Annotated in this window: 22 protein-coding genes; 5 read left to right on the forward strand and 17 right to left on the reverse strand. The window is 75.8% G+C overall.

Going from position 1 to position 23324, the window contains the following annotated elements; translation table 11 throughout:
* Window positions 1-133 precede the first annotated feature (133 nt).
* Window positions 134-904, forward strand: a complete 771-nt coding sequence (locus AB0883_RS04390) for a hypothetical protein (RefSeq protein ID WP_366639361.1) — start codon at window positions 134-136, stop codon at window positions 902-904.
* A gap of 58 nt (window positions 905-962) precedes the next feature.
* Here AB0883_RS04390 and AB0883_RS04395 read toward each other — a convergent pair whose 3' ends face one another.
* From AB0883_RS04395 to AB0883_RS04415, 5 genes are all read right to left on the reverse strand, one after another.
* Entirely contained in the window at window positions 963-2012 is a 1050-nt protein-coding gene (locus tag AB0883_RS04395) for an acyl-CoA desaturase (RefSeq protein WP_366639363.1), read from the reverse strand.
* A 154-nt stretch (window positions 2013-2166) separates the two neighbouring features.
* The gene (locus AB0883_RS04400) at window positions 2167-6027 is read right to left on the reverse strand and encodes a hypothetical protein (protein ID WP_366639365.1); all 3861 of its coding nucleotides are present in this window, start codon (window positions 6025-6027) and stop codon (window positions 2167-2169) included.
* 47 nt (window positions 6028-6074) lie between these two features.
* Complete coding sequence (gene cutA / locus AB0883_RS04405; protein ID WP_366639366.1) at window positions 6075-6395, reverse strand: divalent-cation tolerance protein CutA; 321 nt, start codon at window positions 6393-6395, stop codon at window positions 6075-6077.
* Window positions 6396-6404: 9 nt separating this feature from the next.
* Window positions 6405-7421, reverse strand: coding sequence for a 1-acyl-sn-glycerol-3-phosphate acyltransferase (locus AB0883_RS04410; protein WP_366639368.1), 1017 nt, complete (start codon window positions 7419-7421; stop codon window positions 6405-6407).
* Window positions 7421-8254, reverse strand: a complete 834-nt coding sequence (locus tag AB0883_RS04415) for a patatin-like phospholipase family protein (RefSeq protein ID WP_366639370.1) — start codon at window positions 8252-8254, stop codon at window positions 7421-7423. Before AB0883_RS04415 ends, AB0883_RS04410 begins: the two co-directional genes overlap by 1 nt.
* A gap of 167 nt (window positions 8255-8421) precedes the next feature.
* Here AB0883_RS04415 and AB0883_RS04420 point away from each other — a divergent pair, with 167 nt between their 5' ends.
* Complete coding sequence (locus AB0883_RS04420) at window positions 8422-10053, forward strand: serine/threonine-protein kinase (protein WP_366639371.1); 1632 nt, start codon at window positions 8422-8424, stop codon at window positions 10051-10053.
* Window positions 10054-10063: 10 nt separating this feature from the next.
* On the opposite strand, the gene AB0883_RS04425 is transcribed toward AB0883_RS04420, so the two are convergent.
* From AB0883_RS04425 to AB0883_RS04460, 8 genes are all read right to left on the reverse strand, one after another.
* Window positions 10064-11125, reverse strand: a complete 1062-nt coding sequence (locus AB0883_RS04425; protein WP_366639376.1) for a glycosyltransferase family 4 protein — start codon at window positions 11123-11125, stop codon at window positions 10064-10066.
* Between the two features lie 186 nt (window positions 11126-11311).
* Entirely contained in the window at window positions 11312-11983 is a 672-nt protein-coding gene (locus tag AB0883_RS04430; protein ID WP_366639378.1) for a BON domain-containing protein, read from the reverse strand.
* Between the two features lie 176 nt (window positions 11984-12159).
* Window positions 12160-13947: a trypsin-like peptidase domain-containing protein gene (locus tag AB0883_RS04435; protein WP_366639380.1), complete on the reverse strand. Its 1788-nt coding sequence runs from the start codon at window positions 13945-13947 to the stop codon at window positions 12160-12162.
* Window positions 13948-14009: 62 nt separating this feature from the next.
* Window positions 14010-15569 (reverse strand): HAMP domain-containing sensor histidine kinase, encoded by a 1560-nt coding sequence (locus tag AB0883_RS04440; RefSeq protein ID WP_366639382.1) that lies wholly within the window; start codon window positions 15567-15569, stop codon window positions 14010-14012.
* Window positions 15566-16267: a response regulator transcription factor gene (locus tag AB0883_RS04445; protein WP_089003225.1), complete on the reverse strand. Its 702-nt coding sequence runs from the start codon at window positions 16265-16267 to the stop codon at window positions 15566-15568. Before AB0883_RS04445 ends, AB0883_RS04440 begins: the two co-directional genes overlap by 4 nt.
* Window positions 16268-16343: 76 nt before the next feature.
* The gene (locus AB0883_RS04450; RefSeq protein ID WP_366639384.1) at window positions 16344-17009 is read right to left on the reverse strand and encodes a PadR family transcriptional regulator; all 666 of its coding nucleotides are present in this window, start codon (window positions 17007-17009) and stop codon (window positions 16344-16346) included.
* Window positions 17006-17836, reverse strand: a complete 831-nt coding sequence (locus tag AB0883_RS04455) for a DUF4097 family beta strand repeat-containing protein (protein WP_366639386.1) — start codon at window positions 17834-17836, stop codon at window positions 17006-17008. The genes AB0883_RS04450 and AB0883_RS04455 overlap by 4 nt, the downstream gene beginning before the upstream one ends.
* Window positions 17837-17932: 96 nt before the next feature.
* Window positions 17933-18271 carry a hypothetical protein gene (locus AB0883_RS04460; RefSeq protein ID WP_366640283.1) on the reverse strand — a complete coding sequence of 113 codons (339 nt, stop codon included), beginning with the start codon at window positions 18269-18271 and terminating at the stop codon, window positions 17933-17935.
* Window positions 18272-18795: 524 nt separating this feature from the next.
* Between AB0883_RS04460 and AB0883_RS04465 the strand changes: the two genes are divergently transcribed.
* Both AB0883_RS04465 and AB0883_RS04470 read left to right on the forward strand, forming a co-directional pair.
* Window positions 18796-19593 carry a helix-turn-helix transcriptional regulator gene (locus AB0883_RS04465; RefSeq protein ID WP_366639388.1) on the forward strand — a complete coding sequence of 266 codons (798 nt, stop codon included), beginning with the start codon at window positions 18796-18798 and terminating at the stop codon, window positions 19591-19593.
* Window positions 19584-19784 carry a DUF397 domain-containing protein gene (locus AB0883_RS04470; protein WP_366639390.1) on the forward strand — a complete coding sequence of 67 codons (201 nt, stop codon included), beginning with the start codon at window positions 19584-19586 and terminating at the stop codon, window positions 19782-19784. The genes AB0883_RS04465 and AB0883_RS04470 overlap by 10 nt, the downstream gene beginning before the upstream one ends.
* An 18-nt stretch (window positions 19785-19802) precedes the next feature.
* Here the strand turns inward: AB0883_RS04470 and AB0883_RS04475 are convergent, their stop codons facing one another.
* The 4 genes from AB0883_RS04475 to AB0883_RS04490 form a co-directional block, all read right to left on the reverse strand.
* The gene (locus AB0883_RS04475; protein ID WP_366639392.1) at window positions 19803-20588 is read right to left on the reverse strand and encodes a lysophospholipid acyltransferase family protein; all 786 of its coding nucleotides are present in this window, start codon (window positions 20586-20588) and stop codon (window positions 19803-19805) included.
* Between the two features lie 77 nt (window positions 20589-20665).
* Window positions 20666-21445, reverse strand: a complete 780-nt coding sequence (locus tag AB0883_RS04480; protein ID WP_366639394.1) for a GNAT family N-acyltransferase — start codon at window positions 21443-21445, stop codon at window positions 20666-20668.
* A gap of 102 nt (window positions 21446-21547) precedes the next feature.
* Window positions 21548-22054, reverse strand: a complete 507-nt coding sequence (locus AB0883_RS04485; RefSeq protein WP_366639396.1) for a hypothetical protein — start codon at window positions 22052-22054, stop codon at window positions 21548-21550.
* Between the two features lie 108 nt (window positions 22055-22162).
* Complete coding sequence (locus AB0883_RS04490; RefSeq protein WP_366639398.1) at window positions 22163-22762, reverse strand: TetR/AcrR family transcriptional regulator; 600 nt, start codon at window positions 22760-22762, stop codon at window positions 22163-22165.
* Window positions 22763-22813: 51 nt separating this feature from the next.
* Here AB0883_RS04490 and AB0883_RS04495 point away from each other — a divergent pair, with 51 nt between their 5' ends.
* Entirely contained in the window at window positions 22814-23293 is a 480-nt protein-coding gene (locus tag AB0883_RS04495) for a hypothetical protein (RefSeq protein WP_366639399.1), read from the forward strand.
* The last annotated feature ends 31 nt before the right edge of the window (window positions 23294-23324 follow it).

Raw genomic sequence — 23324 nt, forward strand, 5'->3', positions numbered from 1 at the left:
CAGCACGGCGGCCACGGGACTGCCAGGGCATAGACGGGCGGCTGTGGACCGGCGGGGTTAGGCTGACCGGCGGCCCGGCCGGGGCCCGCGAACGGCGTCGCCCCGGTCCACCCTGCGTGAGGAGATTTCCACCATGAACACTCGACGGCTGGCGACCACGGGGGTCGCGCTCGTCGCCGCGCTCGCCCTCGGTCTCACCGGGTGCGGCACGGACGCGGACGCTCCGGCCGGCAACGGTGGCGCCACCACCGGCGCGGCACCGGCCAGCAGCGCCCCCGCCGACGCCCGCGCCGAGCTGACCGCCGCCGCGCTGAAGCTGAACCAGCAGAGCGTCAAGATGCAGCTCACCTCGCCGGTCATCAACGGCAGCGGCGTGATGGACCCGGCCAACAAGACCGGCGACATGACGCTGAAGATGGGCGCGGAGGGCACCTTCCGGATCCTGATGCTCGGCAACGACGTCTACCTGAAGGTCACCGGCATGCAGGGGATGCCGAAGAAGTGGATGCACATGGACGCCACCAAGCTCGGCAAGAGCGGCCAGCTCAACCTGATGCCCGACGGCGACCCGGGCGGCGCCAAGCAGATGGTCGACAGCGTGGTGGAGGTCGAGAGCACCGCCCCGGGCAGCTACTCCGGCACCCTCGACTACACCCGCACGAAGCCCGACGACAAGGCCATCCAGGCCCTCGGTGACAAGGCCAAGGCCGTCCCCTTCACCGCCAGGGTCGACGACCAGGGCCGGCTCGTCGAGTTCGCCATCGACACCCAGGTGCTGCACGAGTCGCTGGGCACCATGATCACCAATTACTCGAACTTCGGCGCCCCGGTCTCGGTGAAGAAGCCCGCCGCGAGCGACACGCAGGAGGCCCCGCAGGAGCTGATCGAGTCCATGGGCTCCTGAGCCCGACCGCACGCGAAGACGGGGGCGGCGCCGGTCGGCGCCGCCCCCGTTCGTGCTCTCAGCCGCGCAGCGGCCGGCCCACCTCGTGCAGGTGCGCGAGCGCCTGGCGGTACGACTCGACCAGCCCGGTCTCGGCGTACGGGATGCCCTGCTCGGCGCAGTAGGCGCGCACGATCGGCCGGGCCCGGCGCAGGTTGGCCCGGGGCATGTTCGGGAACAGGTGGTGCTCGATCTGGTAGTTGAGCCCGCCCAGGGCGACGTCGACGAGTCGGCCACCCCGCACGTTGCGGGCGGTGAGCACCTGCTTACGCAGGAAGTCCAGGTCGTCGTCGGCGGTGGGCATCGGCATGCCCTTGTGGTTCGGGGCGAACGAGCAGCCCATGTAGAAGCCCCACAGTCCCTGGTGGACGGCGACGAAGAGCAGCGCCTTCACCGGCGACATCACCAGCAGCAGCGCACCGAGGTAGCCCACGGCGTGCAGGACCAGCAGCAGCGCCTCGACCCCGCGGTGCCGCATCGGGGTGCGGAACCGGCCGTCGGAGTCCCGTCCCACGATCGCCTGCACGCTCGCCACGTGCAGGGCGATCCCCTCCAGCAGCAGCAACGGGAAGAACAGCCACGCCTGCCGGCGGGCCAGCCGGCGGCCGAACCCGCGCGTCGCGGCGGCCTGCTCGTACGTCCAGACCAGAGCGCCGGCCCCGACGTCGGGGTCCTCGTCCTCGTGGTTGGGGTTCGCGTGGTGCCGGTTGTGCTTGTCGACCCACCAGCCGTAGCTGAGCCCGACCGCCAGGTTGCCGGTGAGCAGGCCGATGGCCTCGCTCGGCCCGCGCCGCCGGAACATCTGCCGGTGGCCGGCGTCGTGGCCGAGGAACGCGACCTGGGTGGTGGCGACGGCGAGGAAGACGGCGACCAGGAGCTGCGCCCACGAGTCGCCGACCAGGCCGACGGCCGCCCAGCCCGCCGCGAAGACACCCAGCGTGAGCACGATCCGGGTCACGTACCGTCCCGGGCGTCGCTCCAGCAGGCCCGCCCCACTGATCCGCCGGGACAACTGCGCGTAGTCACTGCCCCGCCGTACCGGCGGGTCCGCCACCGCTCCGAGCACCATTGCGGCTCCCGTTCCCGTTCCTCGATCCCGGAGCGCGCCGGTCGGCGCGTCCCTGCCCTCCAGTCTCCGGCAAACGGTTGCGCTGAGTAACCCTGCCCGCCCCCGAGTGGGAGGTAGGGCGAGCCCTACCCCCGACGCCCGTGACCGGGGCCGGTCAGCCCATCCGACCGACGGCGGCCCGCAGGCGGGCCAGGTCCCGGCGGCGTCGCTCGTAGGTCGTGGCGAGCCCGATCAGCGCGAAGCCGCCGACGGCCAGGAAGATCCACCGGGGCAGCAGGTCCCAGCCACGGACCAGCTCGTGCAGCGCGAGCAGCGCCAGGGTCACCCCGCCCAGCAGCACCGGCGCCTGCCAACGGCGGGTCGCACCGGCGAGCACCGCGCCGAGCGCGGCGACGCCCAGCAGCAGTCGCCGCCACGGCTGGGGGTCCGGAGCCACCAGTACCGACACCAGGCTCGGCAGCAACCCGGCCGCGAGCCCCGGGCCCAGCGCCAGCCAGCTGTTCAGCCCGGGCCGGGTACGCAGCGCCACCACGCCCGCCACGAGAGCCAGCGCCGCCGCCGGCACCGTGTACGCCTCCAGCACCGCCACGTCCCCGGCGGCCAGCAAGAGCCAGCCGCCGAGCAGCTCACTGCCGCCGGCGATGCCCGCGAAGGCCCACCGCCGGCCCGCCGGCTCGCCCCGGCGCAGCACCCGCAGCGCGACGGCGGCGCCCCAGAGTACGCAGACCGCCGCGGCGTGGCGGAGCGAGCCCACCGCGAGCAGCAACGCGACCAGCGCCACCGCCTGGGCCGCCGCGTCCAACGCCGCCGCCGCGGTCCGTCCCCGGCGAACCGGACCGGCCGCCGCCGCGACCGGACCGCGCACCGCCGCCCCAGCGGACCCGGGGGCCGGCGGACCGACCGGAGGCGACCCGGGGGTCGACGGGCCGACCGGAGGCGACCCGGGGGCCGGCGGGCCGACCGGAGGCGACCCAGGGATCGGCGGGCCGACCGGAGGCGACCCGGCGGGCGTCCGGGGGCCGCCGAGCGTCGCCGCGGCGGCCAGGGTGAGCACCGCGACGGCGAGCACGCTGAACGCGGCCGTCCGCACCGGCAGCCCGCCGGCCAGCGGCGCGACGACGGCGAGGCCGGTAGCGGCGGCCACCGCGACCAGGGCGCCGCCGAGGCGGGCGTCGTCCCGGCGGGCCGCCACCCCGACCACCGTCGCCGCGACCACGAGCACGCCGAGGCCGACGACCGTGCCCGTCCGGGTGGCCAGCAGCCCGAGCAGCCCGGACGCCACCAGCACCAGGCCCACCGGCAACCCGACCGGGGCGAGCAGCGGGCGCGGTGCGGCCAGCGCGGCGAGCAGCACCAGCGCCACCCCGCCGAGCAGCGTGCCGACCGGCAGCACCGGCCACGGCACGCCTGCGGCCACCAGCAGCACGGGCAGCGCGGTCGCGGCGAACGGCACCGCGACCAGCGCGGCCCGCCACCAGCCGGCGTCCGCCGACGGGACGGCCTCCGCGCCGGTGCTGCCGGTCCGCGCGGCACCCCGGTCCTGCCGGCCGGCCAGCACCCCGGCCACCGCCAGTGCGGCCAACGCCAGGCCCACCGGAAGCGCCCCCGGATCGGCCCGGACCGTCGGCGCCCCGGACCAGGGTGACACCCCGCCGTACGGGGCGACGAGCGCCGCCAGCGCCACCGGCACGGCGGTGGCCACCGACACCACGAGCAGCCCGATGCCGGCCACCCGCAGGACGACGTCGGCGCGCGCCGCACCGCCCAGCGTCACCAGCAGGACCGCCACGGCGGCGTAGAGCGTCACCGGTTCGTCAGCCGGTACGACCACCGGCGCCAACCCGACCGCCGTGACCGCCACGGCGACCCCGACGGAGGCGTACGCCCGCAGGTCGGGCCAGTGCCGGCGGACCGCGAGCAGCCCGACGGGCAGCAGCACGACGGCGGCGAGCGCCGCCCGCGCCTGCCACCAGGCCGGCGCACCGGCGGCGAGGAGGGCGACGACCGCGCCGGCCGGCACCGCGAGCGGCACGACGGCCAGCGCCGCGCCGGCCACCCCGCGCTGCGCGGCCGTGCCGCGCCGGCCGGCCAGCGCCACGGCGGTCCCGGCGACCAGCGCCACCGCGAGCGCCGCACCGGCGCCCGCCGGCGCGGCGAACCCGACGACCAGGCCGTGCCCGAGCAGGACGGTCCCGGCCACCGCCGCGGCCAGGACCGTCCAGGACCGGACGCCCGGACGCCCCACCGCGGCGGCCAGCAGGCCGACCGCCGCCACCAGGTCCAGCGCCACCACCGCGGGCCAGGGCGACGGCCAGGCGGCCGGCACCGCCAGCACGACGGCCGCCGCACCGATCGCGGCCAGCGCCGGCCGGGTGGTCCTCGGCAGCAACAGCCCGAGGGCCGCCACGGTCAGCGCGATCACCACCGGCAGCTGCCACCCCTGGTCGCCGCCGGGCCCGGCGGCGGCCCCCTGCCACGGCGGCAGCGACCGGCCGGCGGTGGCGCCGGCGAACGCGACGGCCAGCAGCACGGCGAACTGCGCCGTCCCGCCCGCCACCAGCAGCGCGCCGGCCCGGGGACCGGTCCGCCACTCGGCGGGCAGCAGCCGTACCGCGCCGGCCAGCGCCACCACGACCAGCGCCGTGAGCAGCAGCGACAGGTCCAGCTCCACGATCGGGCGGATCACCGCGCCGGCCAGCACCGGCACCAGCAGCGCGGCGGCCACGGCGCGGAACACCGTCCCGCCGGTGAGCAGCGCGGTGCCGAGCAGCGTCAGCGCCACCAGCAGCAGCGGCGCCCCGGCCAGCAGCGGAACCCCGGCGGCCTGGCCGAGGACCAGCGGTACGAGCGCGCAGAACGTGGCCACGAAGAGCGCACCCGCGTGCCCCACCCAGGCGAGGACGCGCCCGGCGAGGACCGCCGGACGCGCGCCGGACGTCCCGGGCGCCGCACCGGCCGGGGCCACGACACCAGCGACCGGACCCCCGACGGTCGGGCCGCCGACGACCGGCCCTCCGACGGTCGGGCCGCCGGTCGCCGGAACCCCGACGGCCTCGGCAACGGTCGCCGGGGCGCCCCGGCGGCGCAGCGCGACCAGCACCGCCAGGTCGAGCAGCGCCACCCCCAGGAAGGCCATCGCCCAGCCGGCGGCGTCCGGCCGGGCGTCCGCGACGAGCAGGGGCAGCACCGGCTGCGCGGTCACCAGGGCCGCGAACCACGGCACGGTCAGTCTGCTGAGCCGGCCGTACCCGGCGGCGACCGCCGCGCCGGCCCCCCCGACCAGCGCGGCGTAGCGGGTGGCGGGCCAGTCCCCCACCCCGGCCAGGCCCACCGACCAGGCGGCGTACCCGTCGAGGAGCACCAGCAGCAGCCCGACGGCGGCGAAGGTCTCCGCGGTGCCGCGCAGCCCGCGCCGCACCGCCACCAGCGGCGCGGCCAGGGCGAGCGCGGTGAACGCGAACAGGATCAGGGCCCGACCGGCGACCCCCACCGCCGCCCAGGCGACCGCCGTGAAGACCACCGCGGCGGTGCCCAGCAGCAGCCCACCGAGGACGAAGAGCAGGCCCTGCACCGTACGGGTGGAGGTCTCCGCCCCGCCGACGCCCGCACCCGACGGCGCGGGGACCGGAGCGACCGGCCCCCGGCCCGGCCACGCCGGCACCGGCGTCACGGCCGGCGGCGGGGTCACGCCCGGGCGGGCCGGCACCGGGGTCGCGGCAGCCGCGGGGCGCACCGGCGCCGGAGTCGCGGGAGCCGCCGGGCGCGGCACGGGAAACTCCGCCCGTACGGCGGCGGCCAGCGCCGCCCGACGTCGCCGGGCCGCGCCCAGCCGGTCGGCGAGCCCCTGGTAAGCCGCGCGGGCCCGCTCGACCTCACCACCGAGCGCGACGATCTCCCGGTCGAGCCGGACCACCTCGGCGGCGGCCGGGTACGGTGGCCGGCCGCAACCGGAGCAGCCGGAGCCGAGGTCGGCCGGCGCGCCGCAGGCGGGACAGGGATAGCCGGTGTTCTGCACCCGGCCATCATGGTGGCCGGGTGATCACCTGACCAGAGTGCGGGTACTCAGGGCCGGGAGTGCTCGTACACCCAGGCGGCGTAGGCGGGGTCGCCGCTGTCCACCTGGGTCACCAGGATCTCCGGCACCTCGTACGGGTGGCTGGCCCGGATCTGCTCCACCAGCGCGGCGGCCCGGTCCGGCGCCGTCTTGAACTGCACCGACCATTCGGTGCTGGTCTCCACCCCGGAACGCCACCAGTAGGTGCTGTCCACCTGGCCGCCCACCTGCGCGCAGGCCGCGAGCCGACCGGCGACGGCCGCCGCCGCCAGCACGTCAGCAACCGAGCGGGCGTCCACCACCGTCGTCACCACGCAGATCTGGTCCACCAGCGCACCCTACGCGGCACCGTCCCGATTGGCCGCGATCCACTCGTCGATCCGGGCCCACCAGTCGAAGAGCCAGTCGATCCGCTCCTGCCGACCGGTCGGCACCTCCTCCGGCGGCACCGACCAGAAGCGCATGATGATCCGCTTGTCCATCGGCAGTTCCCGCCACACGTCGCCGACGCTGAGCATCCGGTCCAGGCCGGTGTGCGCCACGAAGATCACCCCGGCGTCGGGCGCGGCGTCCAGCGCCGCGAGCAGCCCGCCCGGCTGCGGGGCGAGCACGTGCCGCATCCGCTCCGCGCGCCGCGCCATCCGTTCGAGGCCGAGGCCGCGCAGCTTCTCGATGGCCCGCAGCCGGCGGCCGGGGGTGAAGTTGCCGCCCTCCGGGAAGATCACGAACGCGTCGTCGTCGTCCAGGCCGTGGGCCAGGTGCCCGATCTGCTCGGTCACCGAGCCCCGGCCCTCCGGGCCCGGCGCGAGGAAGCGGTTCGGCAGCCGGTTGAGCAACACGTCGACCGCCGGGTCCCACTGGAGGCTGTCCTTCAGCACGATCCGGGGCTCCCGCTTGAACCAGTTGACCAGGGCGTGGATCAGGATGAACGAGTCGCCCGGGCCGGCGTGCCGGCAGAGCACCAGCTCGGGCCGGCCGGGCAGGGCGGTGTCGGGGTCGGTGCCCACCACGTCGATGCTCAGGTGCAGCGCCCAGCGGGCGTGCCAGAAGAGTGCCCGCAGGAACCAGCCGGCGAGCACGTAGTGCGCCCGCTGGAAGCCGGGCGAGCGGACCCGCCAGCCGAAGCCGGAGGCGACCCAGAGCACGAAGAGCGCGAGCAGCGCCGTCGCGTCCCAGACCAGGTAGACGCAGCCGAGCCAGAGCAGGCGCAGCGGCCGCAGCCGGCCCGGGACCAGCGGCGAGGCGGCCGCCGCGAGCAGCGCCCAGACCGGCAGGGTCGTCACCACCAGGAAGGCGAGCAGCACCACGCCGGGGGCCAGGAGCAGCCGGCGTGCCCACTGCGGCGGCAGGGGCATCAGTGCTCCAACTGCGTCGCCAGGTAGCGCCGGGAGGCCGTGTAGGCGCGGCTGATCCGCCGCCCCACCGCCGCCATGTCCCGGTACGCCCACGGCGTGTCGTCGCGCGGCTCCAGCCCGCCGGTGGGCAGCACGTGCACCTCCACCCCGTCGGGCAGGGCCGCCATCTCCCGGGCGAACCGGTGCCGCCGGGCGATCTCGAACGCGACCTGGGCGATCTCCCAGGGCCGCCGGGGCGGGGTCAGCGCCCGCTCGATCCGGCCCACCTGGAGTACGAAGATCCGCGTGGCGCCCACGGCGACCGCCTCGCCGATCGGGATGGAGTTCACGATCCCGCCGTCGATGTAGTGCTGGTCGTCGATGCGGGCCGGCGGCAGGAGTCCCGGCACAGAGGCGGAGGCGAGCACGGCCGGCACCACCGGCCCGCTGTCGAACCAGTGCTCGGCGGCCCGCTCGATGTTGGCCGCGCAGCAGCGGAAGGGCACCTGGAGGTCGGCGAAGGTGGTCTCCGCACCCAGCTCGGCCTCCAGCAGCTTGCGCAGCGGGCGGGGCGAGTGCAGGTGGGTACGGGCGGCGAAGCGGCGCAGTTGGCGGGCCACCGAGTCGCCGTACACCTCGCTCGCCTCGGGCGAGGCCCAGAGCCGGACCAGCCGGTCGGTGACCGCCTCGGACGGTTCGGCGGCGACCAGCGCGCCGTTGACCGCCCCGATCGAGGTGCCCAGCACCACGTCGGGTTGGATGCCGGCCCGGAACAGCGCCCGCAGCATGCCCACCTCGACCGCGCCGAGGACTCCCCCGCCTCCGAGCACGAACGCCACCGGTCCCCGCGACATGGGTTCATCCTGGCACGGGCGGGAAAGTGGCCGTCCGGTGCCGGCCCGGGGGCGGGCAGGCACGGGTCCGGCCGACGCGCTCCGGTCCCGGTAGGTAGCCGACCGTTGACAGGCCCGACACATTCGCGCAACCTGATAGCGCTCCCACAGCGAGGCAGGTGCGTTACGTGAAGCCAGCACTGCACCCCGGCCGGTTGCTGGCCCGCCGGTACCGGCTCGTCGACCAGATCGGCGCCGGCGGCATGTCGGTGATCTGGCGGGCCCGCGACGAGGTGCTCGACCGGGTCGTGGCGCTGAAGGTGCTCGCCCCGTCGCTCGCCGCCGACGCCCGCTTCCGCGACATGGTGCGCGAGGAGGCCCGCGCCGCCGCCCAGCTCGTCCACCCGCACGTCACCTCGGTGCACGACTACGGCGAGACCGTCGCGCCCGACGGGTCGATCACCTCGTTCGTGGTGATGGAGCTGCTGGCCGGCGAGGAGCTGGAGGTCCGGCTCACCGAGGGGCCGCTGCCGTGGGCCGAGGCGGTCGAGGTCGGCGCCCAGGTGGCGGACGCGCTCGCCGCCGCGCACCGGCTCGGCATCGTGCACCGGGACATCACCCCGGCCAACGTGATGATGACCCGGGCCGGGGTCAAGGTGCTCGACTTCGGCATCGCCACCCGGATCGGCGCGCCGGACGACGACGAGGACGGGGGCACCTTCGGCACGCCCGCGTACGTGGCGCCGGAGCGGCTCGACGGGGCGCCCGCGCAGCCGGCCACCGACGTGTACTCCCTCGGCGTGCTGCTCTACGAGGCGCTGACCGGCCGGGTGCCGTACCCGGCGGACACCTGGGAGCAGCTCAGCGAGGCGCTCTCCGGGGAGGGCCCGCCCCCGCTGGCCGACATGCCGGGCCTGCCGCCGGAGGTGGCCCGCACCTGCCTGCGCTGCCTGGAGCGGGACCCGCTGGCGCGGCCCACCGCCCGCCAGGTCGCCACCCTCCTGCGCGACCAGTTGCTCCCCGCCGACCCGCAGGCCGCCACCATGCTCGCGCCGACGGTCACCCTCCCGACCCTGCCCACCCTGGCGGGCGGGACGGCGTCGGGGGACGGCGCGGTGCCGGCAGGCGAGCCGGCGCCAGGCACGGCAGGACCGGGCGGCACGGCAGGACCGGGCGGCACGGCAGGACCGGGCGGCACGGGGGAACCGGCCGCCGGAGAGGCGCGCGGAGCGGCAGGGCCGGCCGGGGCGGAGCCGGGCGGCGGGCCCGAGCCGCGCGGCGCCCGCCACGCCCGGGAGCGCCGTCGACGCCGCCTGCCGCGCCCGGTGCTGATCGTGCCGGTCGTACTGCTCGTGGGGGTGGCCCTGGCGGTGCCCGCGATCCGTCAGGAGGAGTCGAGCCCGCCCCGGTCGCTGCCCACCACGGGCCCGTCCGGCCCGCCGCCCTCCCCCACGCCGACGGCCGACGCCGCACCGCCCCCGGCGGCCTCCCCGACCCCGACGTCCGCGCCGCCGGTGGCGCCCCGGCCGACCCCGACGCCCCCGGAGCGCGGCGACCTCATCGAGGCGGCCAACCGCATCGACGGGCTGATCGGCGCCGGTCTCGACGACGGGGGGATCCGACCCGACGTCGGCCTCGACTTCCGCAACGAGCTGCGTAACCTGACCGACGCGGCCCGCGCCCGGTCGGGCGACCTGGGCGAGCGGATCGCCCGGCTCCGCGAGAAGGTCGCGATCCGCCGCGGCGAGGGCGCCCTCACCGACGCGTACGCCCGCCGGCTGGACAGCGCGATCACCGCGCTCGGGGCGGCGCGGGTCTGACCGGCGGCGGTCAGCGGGCCGGGGCCCGGACCGGCTCCCGGGCCGCCCCGGGCAGGGCCGCCTCCGCGATGAAGCGGCGGTACACCTCCTCGTAGCCGGTGGCCATCCGCTCGGTGGAGAAGTTCTCCGCCACGTGCGCGACGCAGGCCGCCGGGTCGAGGCCCGTCGCCGCACGCAACGCGCCGGGCAGCTCGTCCACGTGCTCGCAGATCAGGCCGGTCCGTCCCGGCCGGACCAGTTCCGGCACCGCACCCCGGTCCAGCGCCACCACCGGCGTCCCGGTCGCCATCGCCTCCACCATCACCATGCCGAACGGTTCGTCCCACTGGATCGGCATGATCAGGCACCGGGCCTCTACCAGCAGCCGCAGCGCCTCGGCCCGGTCGGCGTCGAGCACCACCCGGACGTCCTCGCCGAGCAGGGGCCGGATCACCTGGTCGTAGTAGCGGTGCTCGGCCGGCTCGTTGCACTTGCCGGCCAGCACCAGCGGCAGGCCGGCGGCCCGGCAGGCCCGGATGGCGACGTCCGGACCCTTGTCGGGGCTGAACCGGGCCAGCCAGAGCACCGCGCCCCGCCCGGGGGCGGTCTTGTGCGGGACCCCCCGGACGTCCATCGCGTTGTGCACCGTGCCGACCCAGTGCAGCGGCGGATTGAGTCGGCGCTGGGCGTGCGAGATGGCCACCAGCCCGACCCCCCGGTCGGTCTCGCTGAGCACGTCGCCGTACTCGCCCACGGGGTTGCCGTGCACGGTGGCCACGGTGGGCACGGCCCGGTGGCCGGCGATCAGCGGGCCGATGGTGGTGTGGTCGTGGACGACGTCGAAGTCGCCCGCGTGGACCCGGTGGTTGACCCGGGCCAGGTGGGCCAGCTCGGGCAGCGCCTCGCCGAGCCGGTCGAACTGGAGTTCGGGCACCGTGGAGACGAACGCCGCCGCCGTGCCGTGCTCCCGGCCTGCCCCGAACACGGTGACCGCGTGGCCCCGGCCGACCAGCGTCTCCACCAGGCCGGTCACCACCTGCTCCAGCCCGCCGTAGCCGGGCGGCGGCACCGACAACCATGGCGGCACCACCATCGCGATCCGCAACGGCCGCGTTGCCGATCGGTCGGGCGACGGATGGTTCACGGCCACGGAGTCCTCCCCCTCGGTCACTGCTGTGGCATCACCGGACCGGCCTCACCGCGACCGGCCCCCGCTGGGCGGGCGGGATCGACGACGGTTTCCCGGGGGCGGCACCACTAAACGGGACGATCCGGGCGGTCACCCGCCCACGAGGAGCCGTTCCCGCACCGCCCGCACCCCCTCGGCGGACCAGGCCACCCGCTCCGCCTCGTCCCGCTCCCACCAGGAGCGCACGACCCCGGTGAGCACGACCGTGTCCCCGTCGACCTCGACGGTCACCCGCTCCGTGCCGATGCCGCGCCTCAGCGCCCGCTGGAGGTCGCGCCGGGTGCGTTCGCTGTCGGGACGGGTGGCGGGCCGCACCTCGACGAGGTTGGTCACCCCGCGTACGCCCCGCAGCCGGCGCAGCTCCCGCTCGGCGGTGCGCCGCTGCCAGCCGAACTCCACCGCGCCACGGAGCATCACCCAGCCGTTGGCCACGGTGACGTCCAGCCGCTCCGCGGGGACGAAGCTGTCCCACTCCAGCGCCCGGCCCGCCGCGAGGGCGATCTCGGCGTCCGTACGCCCCGGCTCGCCGGGCAGGCGCACCTCGACGTCGTCGGCGACCGCCCGCACCCCCCGTACGCGCTGCGCGCAGCGCTGCGCCGCCCACTTCCGCGCGTACCCGTCGACCCAGCCGGTCAGGGTGACCACGCCCTCGTGGACGGTCACCCCGATCTCGTTCGGCTGCACCTGGGCGTCCCACGCCAGTTCGTCGAGCACGTCCCGCTGGATCCGCTCGTCAGTCCGAACGGCCGCTGCCGTGGTCATCGCACCCCTCCGTACGCCTCGCCGGTCCTGACTGCCGACGATCCCGGCGCGACGGGTGACGGCGGCTCACCCGCACCGGGTGAACCGCCGTCGGAGGGAGCGACGGGTGACGGAGCCAACCCCCTTGGCCCCGCCACCCGCCGCCCGGAGGGAGGAGGAATGTCTTCGGTTGCCGGTTACGACGTCTCGGCGAGCGTCACGGTCGCCCTGGACTCGGTGCCGTTGCGCTTGTAGGTCACCTCGACCCGGTCGCCGACCTTGCCGGCCTGCACGGCGCCGACCAGGTCGTCGGAGTCGTTGACCGCCTTGTCGCCGAACCGGGTGATCACGTCGCCGCGCTGCAATCCGGCCTTCTCGGCGGCGCTGCCCGGGGCGACGGAGGCGACCAGGGCGCCGCCGCCCTCGGCGGCCGTCACGCTGACCCCGAGCGACGGGTGGCTGACCTTCTCGCCCCGCTGGAGCTTGCCGGCCACGTCCTTGGCCTTGTTGCTGGGGATCGCGAAGCCGACGCCGATGTTGCCGCTGCTGCCCTGCCCGGCGGTGGCGATGGCGGTGTTGATGCCGATCACCTCGCCCCGGGTGTTGACCAGGGCGCCGCCGGAGTTGCCCGGGTTGATCGGCGCGTCGGTCTGGAGCAGGCCGGAGATCGAGGTCGCCCCCTGGCTGGGCTCCTGCCGCTGCTCGCCGCTGCCCGCCTGGATGGTGCGGTCCCGGGCACTGAGGATGCCGGCGGTGACCGAGCCCTGGAGGCCCAGCGGGCTGCCGAGGGCGAGCACCTGGTCGCCGACCTGCATCGCGTCGCTGTCGCCGAAGGTGGCCGCCTTCAGGCCGCTGACGCCGTTGGCCTTCACCACCGCCAGGTCGGTCTTCGGGTCGGTGCCGATGATCCGGGCCTGGGCGTTCTTGCCGTCGGCGAAGGTCACCACGACGCTGTCGCCGCTGCCGGAGGAGACCACGTGGTTGTTGGTGAGCACGAAGCCGTCGGCGGTGAGGATCACGCCGGAGCCCTCGCCGTTGTCCGTCGCGATCGAGACGACGCTGGGCTGCACGGCGGCGGCGATCCGGGGCAGGTCGGCGCCGTTGATGACCGGCGCGGCGGAGTAGGTGCGGGTGATGCCCGAGTCGCCGTCGACGGCGAGCGCGAGCGCCCCGCCGGCGACGCCCGAGCCGAGCATCAGCGCGAAGACCGCCACCCCGGCGCCGGCGAACTTGGCGATCCGACCGGGCCGGGGGGCCGCCGTCTGCGGGGCCGCCCAGGGCGGCACCGGCTGGCCGGAGGGGTGCGGCTGGTGACCGTACGGCTGTCCCGGCTGGCCCCCGCCGCTCCAGCCGGACTGCTGGCCGTGCCAGGGCGCGCCGGGGTGGCCGACGGCCTGCGCGTGGCCGGGCTGCGGGTGACCTGGCTGCCCGGCGGCCTGCGGGTAGCCGGACTGGCCCGCGGCCTGCGGGTAGCCGGACTGCCCCGCGGCGTGCGGGTAGCCGGGCTGACCGGCGGCGTGCGGATGGGACTGCTGGGGCTGGCCGGCGACCGGGTACTGCGGAACGGCCGGGGCGGGCGCGAAGGGGCCGGGCGGGGTGGGTCGGTCGACCGGACCGGCGCCCTCGGGGGCGCGGGCCGACTCGGGGGCACGCGGGCCACCGTCGCCGGCGGGCGGGCCGTCGACGGCCGGGCCCGATTCAGCGGTACGCGACGCCTCGCCGCCCACCGGGGCTGCGCCACCGGCGGCCGGGGCGGAGTCGCCACCGGGCACAGGGGCGAAGCCGACGGTCGGGGCGGAGTCGCCGGAGGTCGGGGCGGAGCCGCCGCCGGGGGCCGTGCTGAAACCGACGGTCGGGGCGGAGTCACCGGCGGGGGCGGAGTCGGACTGCGCGCGCTCGGCGCGCGGCAGCTCGGCGGTGGGGAGCGACGGCTCGGCGTCGGTGTGGGCCGGCCGGCGCTGCGGGTCGGACTCGTGCTCGGTCATGCGTCCACCTTTACGCGCGGCACTGCGATCCGCCTGGAACGCACCTGAATGTTGGCTGAAAGTCACTCGCCATCGCCCTCGGCGTCCGGCACGAGCGGGAGTCGGACCCGGAAGGTCGCTCCCCCGCCGGGGGTCTCGGCCACCTCGACCGTGCCGTGGTGGGCGCGCACCAGCGCCGCGACGATGGCCAGGCCGAGCCCGGTGCCGGTGTTGCCGCCGGCCCGCCGGGTACGCGCCGCGTCCACCCGGTAGAAGCGTTCGAAGACCCGCTCCGCCTGCTCGGAGGTGAGCCCGGGGCCGGTGTCCGCCACCTCCACCACGGCCAGGTTCCCGGGCTCGGCCCGCAGCCGCAGGGTCACCGAGGCCTCCGGCGGGGTGTGCGTGAGTGCGTTGGTCATCAGGTTGCCCATCACCTGGCGCAGCCGGGCGTCGTCGCCGTAGACCACCAGCGGGCCGGAGCCGGGCGCGACCTCCAGCTCGATCCGGCGCTCCGGCGCCACCGCCCGGGCCGCCTCGACCGCCTCGCTGGCCAGCACGGGCAGCTCCACCGGGGCGAGCGACAGCGGTCGCTCCCGGTCCAGCCGGGCCAGCAGCAGCAGGTCCTCCACCAGCAGCCCCATCCGGGCCGCCTCCTGCTCGATGCGGCGCAGCAGGTCGGCGGTCTGCTCCGGCGCGCTCGCCGCGCCCTGCCGGTACAGCTCGGCGAAGCCCCGGATGGTGGTCAGCGGCGTCCGCAGCTCGTGCGAGGCGTCCGCGACGAACTGCCGCATCCGCTCCTCGGAGCGCCGGGCACGCGCCTCGGAGGCCCGCGCCGCGCCGGCCGCGTCCCGGGCGGTGGCCTCGGCGGACCGGGCGGCCAGCTCCGAGGCCGCCCGGGCGGTGAAGGCGACCTCGATCTGGTTCAGCATGGCGTTCAGCGCCCGGGAGAGCCGACCCAGCTCCGAGGTCGGCACGGGCTGGCCCTGCTCCGGGTCGGGCACCCGCCGGGTGAGGTCGCCCCCGGCGATGGCGGCGGCCGTACGCTCTATCTCCACCAGCGGCTTCAGGCTGGTCCGGACGATCGCCGCGCCGATGGAGGCGAGCAGGATCAGCACCGCGCCGCCGACCAGCAGGTCTATCCAGACCAGCCGCTTGACGGCCAGGTCGACGTCGGTGAGGTGCTGCCCGACGGCCAGGACCTCACCGTCGGGCAGCTGGGTGTAGAGCATCCGCCAGCGGGACCTGCGGTCCTGGGAGGTGACCGTGTGCGGCTCGCCGGTCTCCGCGGCGAAGCCCGCGATGGTGTCGGGAAGTCGCGGCAGCTGCTCGGACCGGAAGTTGCGGGTGTCGTACACGGGCGACATCACCCCGCGCGGCTCGGCCAGGGCCACGACGAAGTCGCTGGGCAGCACGGTGCCGCCCGCCCTGCCCTCCTTGTAGAGGTTCAGCACCGCGTCGACCGAGCGGGTGGTGCCCTGCAGTTCCCCGTCCACCTGCTCGATGAGGTAGCCACGGAGGAAGACGGTGGTCAGCGAGCTGATCACCAGCAGCGCGGCGGCGACCAGGGCGAGCACCGAGGCGACCAGCTTCACCCGCAGCGGTACGCCGCGCAGCCACGCCTTGCCCTGGTGGAGCGGTTTCACGCCGCCGGCTTGCGCAGGACGTAGCCGACGCCCCGCAGGGTGTGGATCAGCCGGGGCTGGGTGTTGTCCACCTTGCGACGCAGGTAGGAGATGTAGGACTCGACGATGTTGTCGTCGCCCCGGAAGTCGTAGTTCCACACGTGGTCGAGGATCTGCGCCTTGGACAGCACCCGGTTGGCGTTCAGCATCAGGTAGCGCAGCAGCTTGAACTCGGTCGGCGAGAGCTGCACCCGCTGGCCGGCCCGGTGCACCTCGTGGGTCTCCTCGTCCAGCTCCAGGTCGGCGAAGGTGAGCCGGGAGGGCGCCTGCTCGCCGCTGCTGGTCCGCCGCAGCACCGCCCGGATCCGGGCGGTCAGCTCCTCCAGGCTGAACGGCTTGGTGACGTAGTCGTCCCCGCCCAGGGTCAGCCCGCGGATCTTGTCGTCGGTCGCGTCGCGGGCGGTGAGGAAGACCACCGGCGTACGGGTGCCGCCCTCGCGCAGCATCCGGATGACCTCGAAGCCGTCCAGGTCGGGCAGCATCACGTCGAGCACCACCAGGTCGGGCCGGTGGTCCTTCGCGGCGTTGAGGGCGGCGCTGCCGCTCGTCGCGGTGGCCACGTCGAAGCCCGCGAAGCGCAGGCTCGCGGAGAGCAGTTCGAGGATGTTGGGATCGTCCTCGACGACGAGCAGTCGCGCCTCGGTCTGGGTAGCGGCCATGCCGCCCATCATCCGTGCTCTCGCTGCGTCCGCGCTGGGCACTCGCTGGAAAGAACCTGTGAGGCGACCGTCGCGCTCAGCGCAGCAGCCGGCGCAGCCCGTCCAGCGCGCCGTCGAGCAGCCGGATGGCCGTACGCAGCTGCGAGTCGCTCAGCCGGCGGGCCCGGACCAGGGCACCCACCTCGACGGCGAAGGTGGCCAGTCGCTGGTCGAACTCGTCCAGCGGCGTCGACCCGGGCGCGCGTGTGGGGCCGGGCGCCGGCGACGGGCCGACGGGGGGTACGGGCGACGGGCCGGGGGCGGGAGCGGGGGTCGGGCCGGAGCCGGGGGGCGCCCAGCGGGGACGACGGGTCTGCCGGGCCGCCTCGCGCAGCTCGCGCTTCAGGTCGCGGACGGAGCCGCGGACCTCGTTCTGGATCTCTCCGGCCAGGGCTGACAGGTCCTCCACCGAGGCGGCGATGTCCGACTCCAGGGCGGTCAGCTCGCCGGCCCGCTGCCGCAGCTCGGCCCGGCCCGCCTCGGTGATCTCGTAGACCTTGCGGCCACCGACGGCGGTGTGGGTGACCAGCCCGTCGGCCTCCAGCCGCTGCAACCGGGGATAGATGGTGCCGGCGCTGGGCGCGTAGAGGCCGAGGAAGCGCTCCTCCAACAGGCGGATCAGCTCGTAGCCGTGCTTCGGGCCGTCGTCGAGGAGCTTGAGCAGGTAGAGCCGGAGCCGCCCGTGACTGAACACGGCGGTCACGGCAGCTCCTCCTCGTCGTGGCCCACCGGCCGGGCGAGCAGCGCGATGCTGCCCGATGTGGCGGACGCGGAGAGCCTACCCTCACCCGCGCCGAGCACGCCCTCGCTGTCCACCACGGACCCCGGGACGGCGCTGCCCCGCACCTCGGGGAAGCCACTGGTGATCCGGCCCGACGTGGTGTGCAGGCGGACGGCCAGGTCGCTGTCCGCGCGGACCCGGACGGTGATGCTGCCGGAGATCGTGCTGAGCCGGATGTCGCTGCCCCGGGGGTTGTCCAGGTCGCACGTGATGGCCCCGGAGACGGTCTGCGCGCGAACCCGCCCGGCCGCGCTGTCGGCGAGGATCACCTCTCCCGAGACGGTCTCCAGGTCCAGGTCGCCGGCCACCCCCAGCGCCTCGACCGGGCCCGCCATGGTCTTCGCCGACGTCCGGCCGCGAAGGCCCATCAGGGCGATCCGGCCGGAGGTCACCTCCACCCGGGTCTCGCCGCGCAGGCCCGACGCGACCAGCGGACCCTCCACCAGTTCCAGGTCGGCCAGCACGTCGGGCGGGACCGCGACGGAGACGTCGACCCGGGGCAGCCGGGACAGCGGGCCCAGCCAGAAGACGTGGTCCGAGAGCCGCCAGCGTCGCTGCTGGCGTACGGAGAGCCGGCCGTCGCGGTGCCGCACCAGGACCGGCCGGCGGCCGACCCGGGTGATGTCGACCCGGGGCGGCCCGTCGGTGGCCACCACGTTGAGACGACCGCTGAGCAGGTGGACGTCGAGTCGGCCGACCGGCCCGTCCAGGGTGATCCGCTGCGGGGTGTGCACGGTCCAGTCGGTCATCGGTCCTCCCTCGGCGACGCGCCGCGTCGTCGGCGCGTCTGATGGCAGGACAGTAACGCGATACATCGCGATATGACAAGCGCGGACGGGACGGCCTCACGGCACCGGTTCCACGAGCGGCCGGCGGTACGGGCCCCAGGCCACGAAGCGGTCGAACATGGCCCGAGGGCTGGGACCGCCGCGCGGGTCGAGGTGGTAGAGGTCGCGCATCGCCTCGTACATCAGGCCCGCCAGGTAGATCGACAGGCTGTGCTGCTCGCCCTCGTACTCGGCCTTGAGCAGGAGTCGCGCGGTCGCGCAGGGCCACGGCTGACCGCACGAGCGACAACCCCAGTGCGGTCGCAGCGGCGTGTGCGGCGGCCGGCCCTCGACGCGGTGGCGGGGGCGTCCGGGGCGCGGACCGGGGCCGGGCTGCGGGAGCCGGGCGGAGAGCAGGGTCCTCACCAGCGCCCCCCGTTCAACCGGCGCGCCCGCCCGGCGGCGGCCAGATCGGCCGCGCCGTACCACAGGATCTCGGTCGCGTCGTTCGCCCTCGGTCCGACCGGAGGCGGCACGAAGGGTCCGATCGGGCCGGGGATGTACGGAGCCGGCCTGCTCGGTCGGGGCGGCGGGGGCGGTGCCGGAGCGGGCTTCGGCCGCCGGCTCCGGATCTCCCGCCGCTCCGCGCAGTTCGGGCACGCGCAGTGCCGTCCGCACCGGCTCCGGTGCCAGCCTCCACGGTGACCCACTTCTCCCCCACCCCCGCCGTCGAGGTGGGCCGCCCCGCCACGGGGGAGAGCAGGGCGGCCCCGGCAGGACCCGCCCACGTCCTCACTGACGGCGAACGGGCCCGCGTGGTGACAGTCTGGTGAGGACACCATTACCGTCGACACATGCTCGCCACATCCGCGCAGGTCAGCGAGGTGGTCGAGCGGGCACGGGAAACACGTCGACGAAACCGAGCAGACTTTGGGGAACCGATGGGCACCGCCACCAACTACGTGCTGGGTGAGCTACGCACGTTCCGCGCTCAGCTCGGCCTGAGCCAGGACGACTTCGGCAGGACGATCGGCTACTCCGGGTCGCACGTCAGCTCCGTCGAGACGGGCGGTCGCCCGCCGACGCGGGAGTACATGAAGGCGATCGACGACCAGCACGACACGGGCGAGCGGTTCGGCCGGATGCTCCGCGAGCTGGCCCGGCTGGACGCCACGCCGGCCTGGCTGCGGGAGTGGATCGAGTTCGAGCGGGAGGCCACCACGCTGCGCTGGTTCGAGCTGGCGTACGTGCCGGGCCTGCTCCAGACCGAACGCTACGCCCGCGCCACGCTGGCCGGGGGGCGGTTCACCGCCGACGAGGTCGAGCGGATCGTGGCGTCCAGGATGGAGCGTCAGGCGATCCTCGGCCGGGATCGGCCACCCCAGCTCATCGCCGTCGTCGACGAGGCCGTGCTGCGCCGGCCGGTGCTCGACCAGCCGGGGCTCATGGCCGAGCAGCTCGACCACCTGGTGGCCGCCGCGACGCAGGAGCACGTCCAGCTCCACGTCGTCCCGGCCGACGCCGGAATGTACCTCGGGCTGGCAGGCCAGTTCATCATCGCCGAACTGCCGGACGGCACCCGCGTGGCTCATGCCGACAACCAGCTCATCGCGCAGATCGTCGACGCATCCATCGACATTGCTAGGCTGGCCAAGACGTGGGAGATCGTGCGGAACGAGGCCCTCCCCCGCCGGCAGTCGACGGTGCTGATCAAGGAGGTGGCGAAGTCATGGACGTGACGACCCCGCGGTGGCGGAAGTCGACGAGGTCCGGCGGCAACGGCGGTTCCTGCGTCGAGGTCGCCGACAACGTGCCGGGCGTCGTGCTGGTGCGCGACACCAAGGACCGCGAGGGCGGCACGCTCCACTTCGACTCCCGGGCGTGGCAGTCGTTCGTCGGCCTGGCCAAGCGGATCGGCCCGGTCGGCTGACCCGCTTCTCCCCCGTCCTCATGCCGCGTATCCCGCCGGCGCCCTCCCGCCGGCGGGAGCGGTGACGTGCACGACCGACTCGGCCGCCCGGGCGAGCAGCCGCCGGTCGGCGTCCCGGGCGGGATGCAGGGCGGCGGAGACGCCCACCCGCACCTCCAGGCCCCGGGCGGCGAGCACCCGGCCCGCCGAGCGCAGCAGGTCGTCGTCCCCGACGAATGCGGCGGCCGTGGTCGGCACGCCGGTCGCGGCCCACCGGTAGCCGATCCGCAGCGGCACCACCGGCGCCCCGGCGTCGATCGCCGCCTGGAACAGCGCCGGACGGAACCCCCGGCCGGGGCGGCAGGACACCGAATCGGCGGTGCCGCACCAGGTCGTACCCTCCGGAAAGACCGCCACCGGGCTGCCGGCGCGCAGCGCGGCGGTGACCCGGGCGACCGTCGCGGGCAGGGCGCGGGGGCGGGCCCGGTCGACCAGGACCGTGCCCGCCGCCGCCGCGAGCAGCCCGACCAGCGGCCAGGACCGGACCTCCCGCTTTGCCACCATTCGGGCCGGCGCGACGGCCAGCAGCGCGAGCACGTCCAGCCAGGAGGCGTGGTTGGCGACCAGCAGCGCCGCCCGCCGGGGCGGCCGGCCGCGCACCACGAGGCGCACGCCGAACGCGCGCAGCGTCCACCGGGCCCAACCGCGCAGGGCCGCCGCCCGGTCTCCGGCCGGCAGCACCGGCAGCAGCACCGCCAGCGCCGTGCCCGCCAACAGCATCCCGAGGACGGCGAGGGTCCGGCCCGCCCGCCGCGCGGGCGACACGGCCGGCACCTCGCCGGCCGCCGGGAGGCAGGTCGGCCCGCATCCCGAGGCGGGCAGCCAGAGGCGTCCGGCGGTGCTCACCGCTCGGCCCCGCCGAGGAAGTGCCGCAGGTAACGGGGGTTCATCCGGTCCAGGGAGAAGAGCACGTAGAAGTCCGCCACCCCGAAGTCCGGGTCGTACGCCGGCTCGCCGCAGACCCAGGCCCCGAGGCGCAGGTAGCCGCGCAGCAGCGGCGGGACCGTGGCCCGCCCCGCCGGGCCGTCGGCCGCCGCCGGCCCGACGATCCTGTCCGGCTCGGCGAACCAGGGGCGCCTCGGCCGTACGCGCAGCCGCGGCGGGGCCAGGTGCCGCGCCGCGACCTCGTCCCACACCCGCGCGACGGTCCCGCCCCCGTCGGCCACCGGCACCGACGCGCAGCCGCCGAGCCAACGCGACCCGCGCAGGTGCAGGTAGCGGACGATGCCGGCCCACATGAGGTTGATCACCGCGCCGGAGCGGTGATCGGGGTGTACGCAGGACCGCCCGGCCTCGACCAGGTCGTCGCGGAGCGGGTCGAGCGCGGTGAGGTCGAACTCGGTCGCGGCGTACCGCCGGTCCGTGCGGCCCGGCGGGAGCAGCCGGTACGTGCCGACCACCTCGCCGGTGCCCTCCTGCCGGACGATCAGGTGGTCGCAGTACGCGTCGAAGTCGTCGACGTCGAGCCCGGCGGCCCCCGGGCGCAGGGTGGCGCCGAGTTCGGTGGCGAACACCTCGTGACGGAGGCGTTGCGCGGCCGCGACCTCGCTCGGGTCGTCGGCGATCAGCAGGGTGTAACCGCTGGTCGTCAGGGGTGCGCCAGCGGCGTGCAGAACGGCCATGGGATCTGTGTAGGCGGCCCGGGTTGCCGGCCGGCGGGGTGAGGGATGTCGATGAGGTGAACGGCCCGTGCCGGTGTCGCGGCGGCGGGGCCGGCGCTCGTCTCAGCTGGTGGCGCGCAGGTCCCGGGCGAGGTGCGAGCGCCGGAACCCGACCGTGACCAGACGCCGCAGGTCGGCCCGGTTGTCGTGCATGAGCTGGACGTGGAAGTAGTTGACGTACTCCAGTACGGCGAAGAGCCCGAAGGCCAGCGCCGGGTACGACCGCGCGCCGGGCGCCCGCACGGCGGCCACGGCGCAGGCGGCGATCACGGCGGCCAGGAGGAACGGCAGGGCGGCGCGCGCGGCGACGAAGTGGCGGCGGCCCGGCAGGCGCGGCTCCCCGCGGCGCAGTTGTCGCAGCTTGAGCGCCCAGTAGGCCACGCCCACCACGAGCAGGGCCGCGAACGCCCCGAAGCCGGCGAGATTCGCCGCCGTCGGCGGCAGGCCCACCAACTGGAACCACACCCACGCCTGTAGGGGAACGTTCAGCAGCTCCCAGCCGGCGAGGGAGCGGAGCCGACGCCGGGCCGCCTCGCGGGTCGGGCCGGCCGGCAGGTGGGTCCTGGGCACGGCCCCAACAGTGGCACAGGCCGGACGGCCACCGGCGTGCACCGGCTCCCCGGAAGGACGCTCGTTCCGGCCGGTCGCGGGCGACCCGACGTCGATCTCAGCGCCCGGTCACGGCGGCGACGCCTGCGGGGAGTCCGAGGGGCCGGGCAGCAGCAGGGCGACCGCTCGTCGTACGGCCTCGACGTCGTCCTCGCCGGGAGTGCCGTTGTCGCGCATGGCGCGGCGGGCGACCGCGTAGGGCAGGTCGACCACGGCCAGCACGACGTCAGCCAGGCGGTGCCCGGTGGCGTGGGCCATCGCGGTGAGGGCATCGCCGAGGGCGCGGTGGTGGGCCTGCGCCTGCTGGGCGAGCGCGGGTGAGGTGTCGCCGCGCAGCAGGTCGCGCAGGGCGTGGCGCAGGAGGAGGGCGGCGTCCTCGGGGTGGGCACGACACCAGGTCAGGACAGCGACCGCGGCGCGGACGCCGGCCTGCGCGTCGGCCGGGCCGAGGGCCTCCAGATAGACGCGGAGGAAGCGGTCCTGTGCGCGCAGCCAGGCGGCGGCGACGAGGTCGTCGCGGCGCGGGAAGCGGTGGTAGACCGAGCCGCTGGAGGCACCGGTGGCCAGGCAGACGGCACGGGCGGAGGCGGCGGCAGGCCCACCCGAGAGCACCAGGGCGCGGACGGCGTCGAGCATCGCATCGGTCGAGTGCTTGACCGGCTGCGGCATGACGTAGAGACTACCCTCTACTTGAACTAGCGAACGTTCTCTAGGGGAGTCATGGTCCACAACACCCACGAGCGGCAGCTCGCGGCACCCCCCACAGCCGTGGGCGCGTTGATCGACTCCCTGGCCACCCCCGACGACCGGCTGTGGCCGCGTGGCCAGTGGCCGGCCATGCGGTTCGACCGCCCGCTCGGCGTCGGCGCCCGCGGCGGGCACGGGCCGATCGGCTACACCGTCGTCGCGTACCAGCCCGGGGCACGGATCCGGTTCGAGTTCTCCGCGCCGGCCGGCTTCCGCGGCCATCACGAGTACGAGGTCCTACCGGTCACCGACCAACGCTGCCTGCTGCGTCACTCACTCGTCATGACCACGCGGTGGCCGGCGTGGGTGAGCTGGCCGGCGGTCTACCGCCCGCTGCACGACGCCCTGATCGAGGACAGTCTGGACACGGCGGCTCACCACCTGGGACTGGCGGCGCCGCCGGCGCACCGCTGGACACGGCGGGTCCGCGCCCTCCGGTCGCTGCTCCGCTGACGGCGGCGCCGGGGCCGGGCCGACGGCGTGC

Origin of the sequence: Micromonospora sp. NPDC047812 (genome assembly GCF_040704175.1) — a bacterium.
In the GTDB taxonomy this organism is placed as follows: Bacteria; Actinomycetota; Actinomycetes; order Mycobacteriales; family Micromonosporaceae; genus Micromonospora.

Coding starts and splice junctions, on each gene's coding strand:
- AB0883_RS04415 (WP_366639370.1), bottom strand. CDS start 8,254: ATGTCGCGGGGACCGGTGGCGTTCGTGCTCGGAGGCGGGGGAGTCCTC.
- AB0883_RS04470 (WP_366639390.1), top strand. CDS start 19,584: ATGGACGTGACGACCCCGCGGTGGCGGAAGTCGACGAGGTCCGGCGGC.
- AB0883_RS04430 (WP_366639378.1), bottom strand. CDS start 11,983: ATGACCACGGCAGCGGCCGTTCGGACTGACGAGCGGATCCAGCGGGAC.
- AB0883_RS04465 (WP_366639388.1), top strand. CDS start 18,796: ATGGGCACCGCCACCAACTACGTGCTGGGTGAGCTACGCACGTTCCGC.
- AB0883_RS04425 (WP_366639376.1), bottom strand. CDS start 11,125: ATGGTGGTGCCGCCATGGTTGTCGGTGCCGCCGCCCGGCTACGGCGGG.
- AB0883_RS04495 (WP_366639399.1), top strand. CDS start 22,814: ATGGTCCACAACACCCACGAGCGGCAGCTCGCGGCACCCCCCACAGCC.
- AB0883_RS04395 (WP_366639363.1), bottom strand. CDS start 2,012: ATGGTGCTCGGAGCGGTGGCGGACCCGCCGGTACGGCGGGGCAGTGAC.
- AB0883_RS04445 (WP_089003225.1), bottom strand. CDS start 16,267: ATGGCCGCTACCCAGACCGAGGCGCGACTGCTCGTCGTCGAGGACGAT.
- AB0883_RS04390 (WP_366639361.1), top strand. CDS start 134: ATGAACACTCGACGGCTGGCGACCACGGGGGTCGCGCTCGTCGCCGCG.
- AB0883_RS04480 (WP_366639394.1), bottom strand. CDS start 21,445: ATGGCCGTTCTGCACGCCGCTGGCGCACCCCTGACGACCAGCGGTTAC.
- AB0883_RS04410 (WP_366639368.1), bottom strand. CDS start 7,421: ATGCCCCTGCCGCCGCAGTGGGCACGCCGGCTGCTCCTGGCCCCCGGC.
- AB0883_RS04435 (WP_366639380.1), bottom strand. CDS start 13,947: ATGACCGAGCACGAGTCCGACCCGCAGCGCCGGCCGGCCCACACCGAC.
- AB0883_RS04455 (WP_366639386.1), bottom strand. CDS start 17,836: ATGACCGACTGGACCGTGCACACCCCGCAGCGGATCACCCTGGACGGG.
- AB0883_RS04490 (WP_366639398.1), bottom strand. CDS start 22,762: ATGCCGCAGCCGGTCAAGCACTCGACCGATGCGATGCTCGACGCCGTC.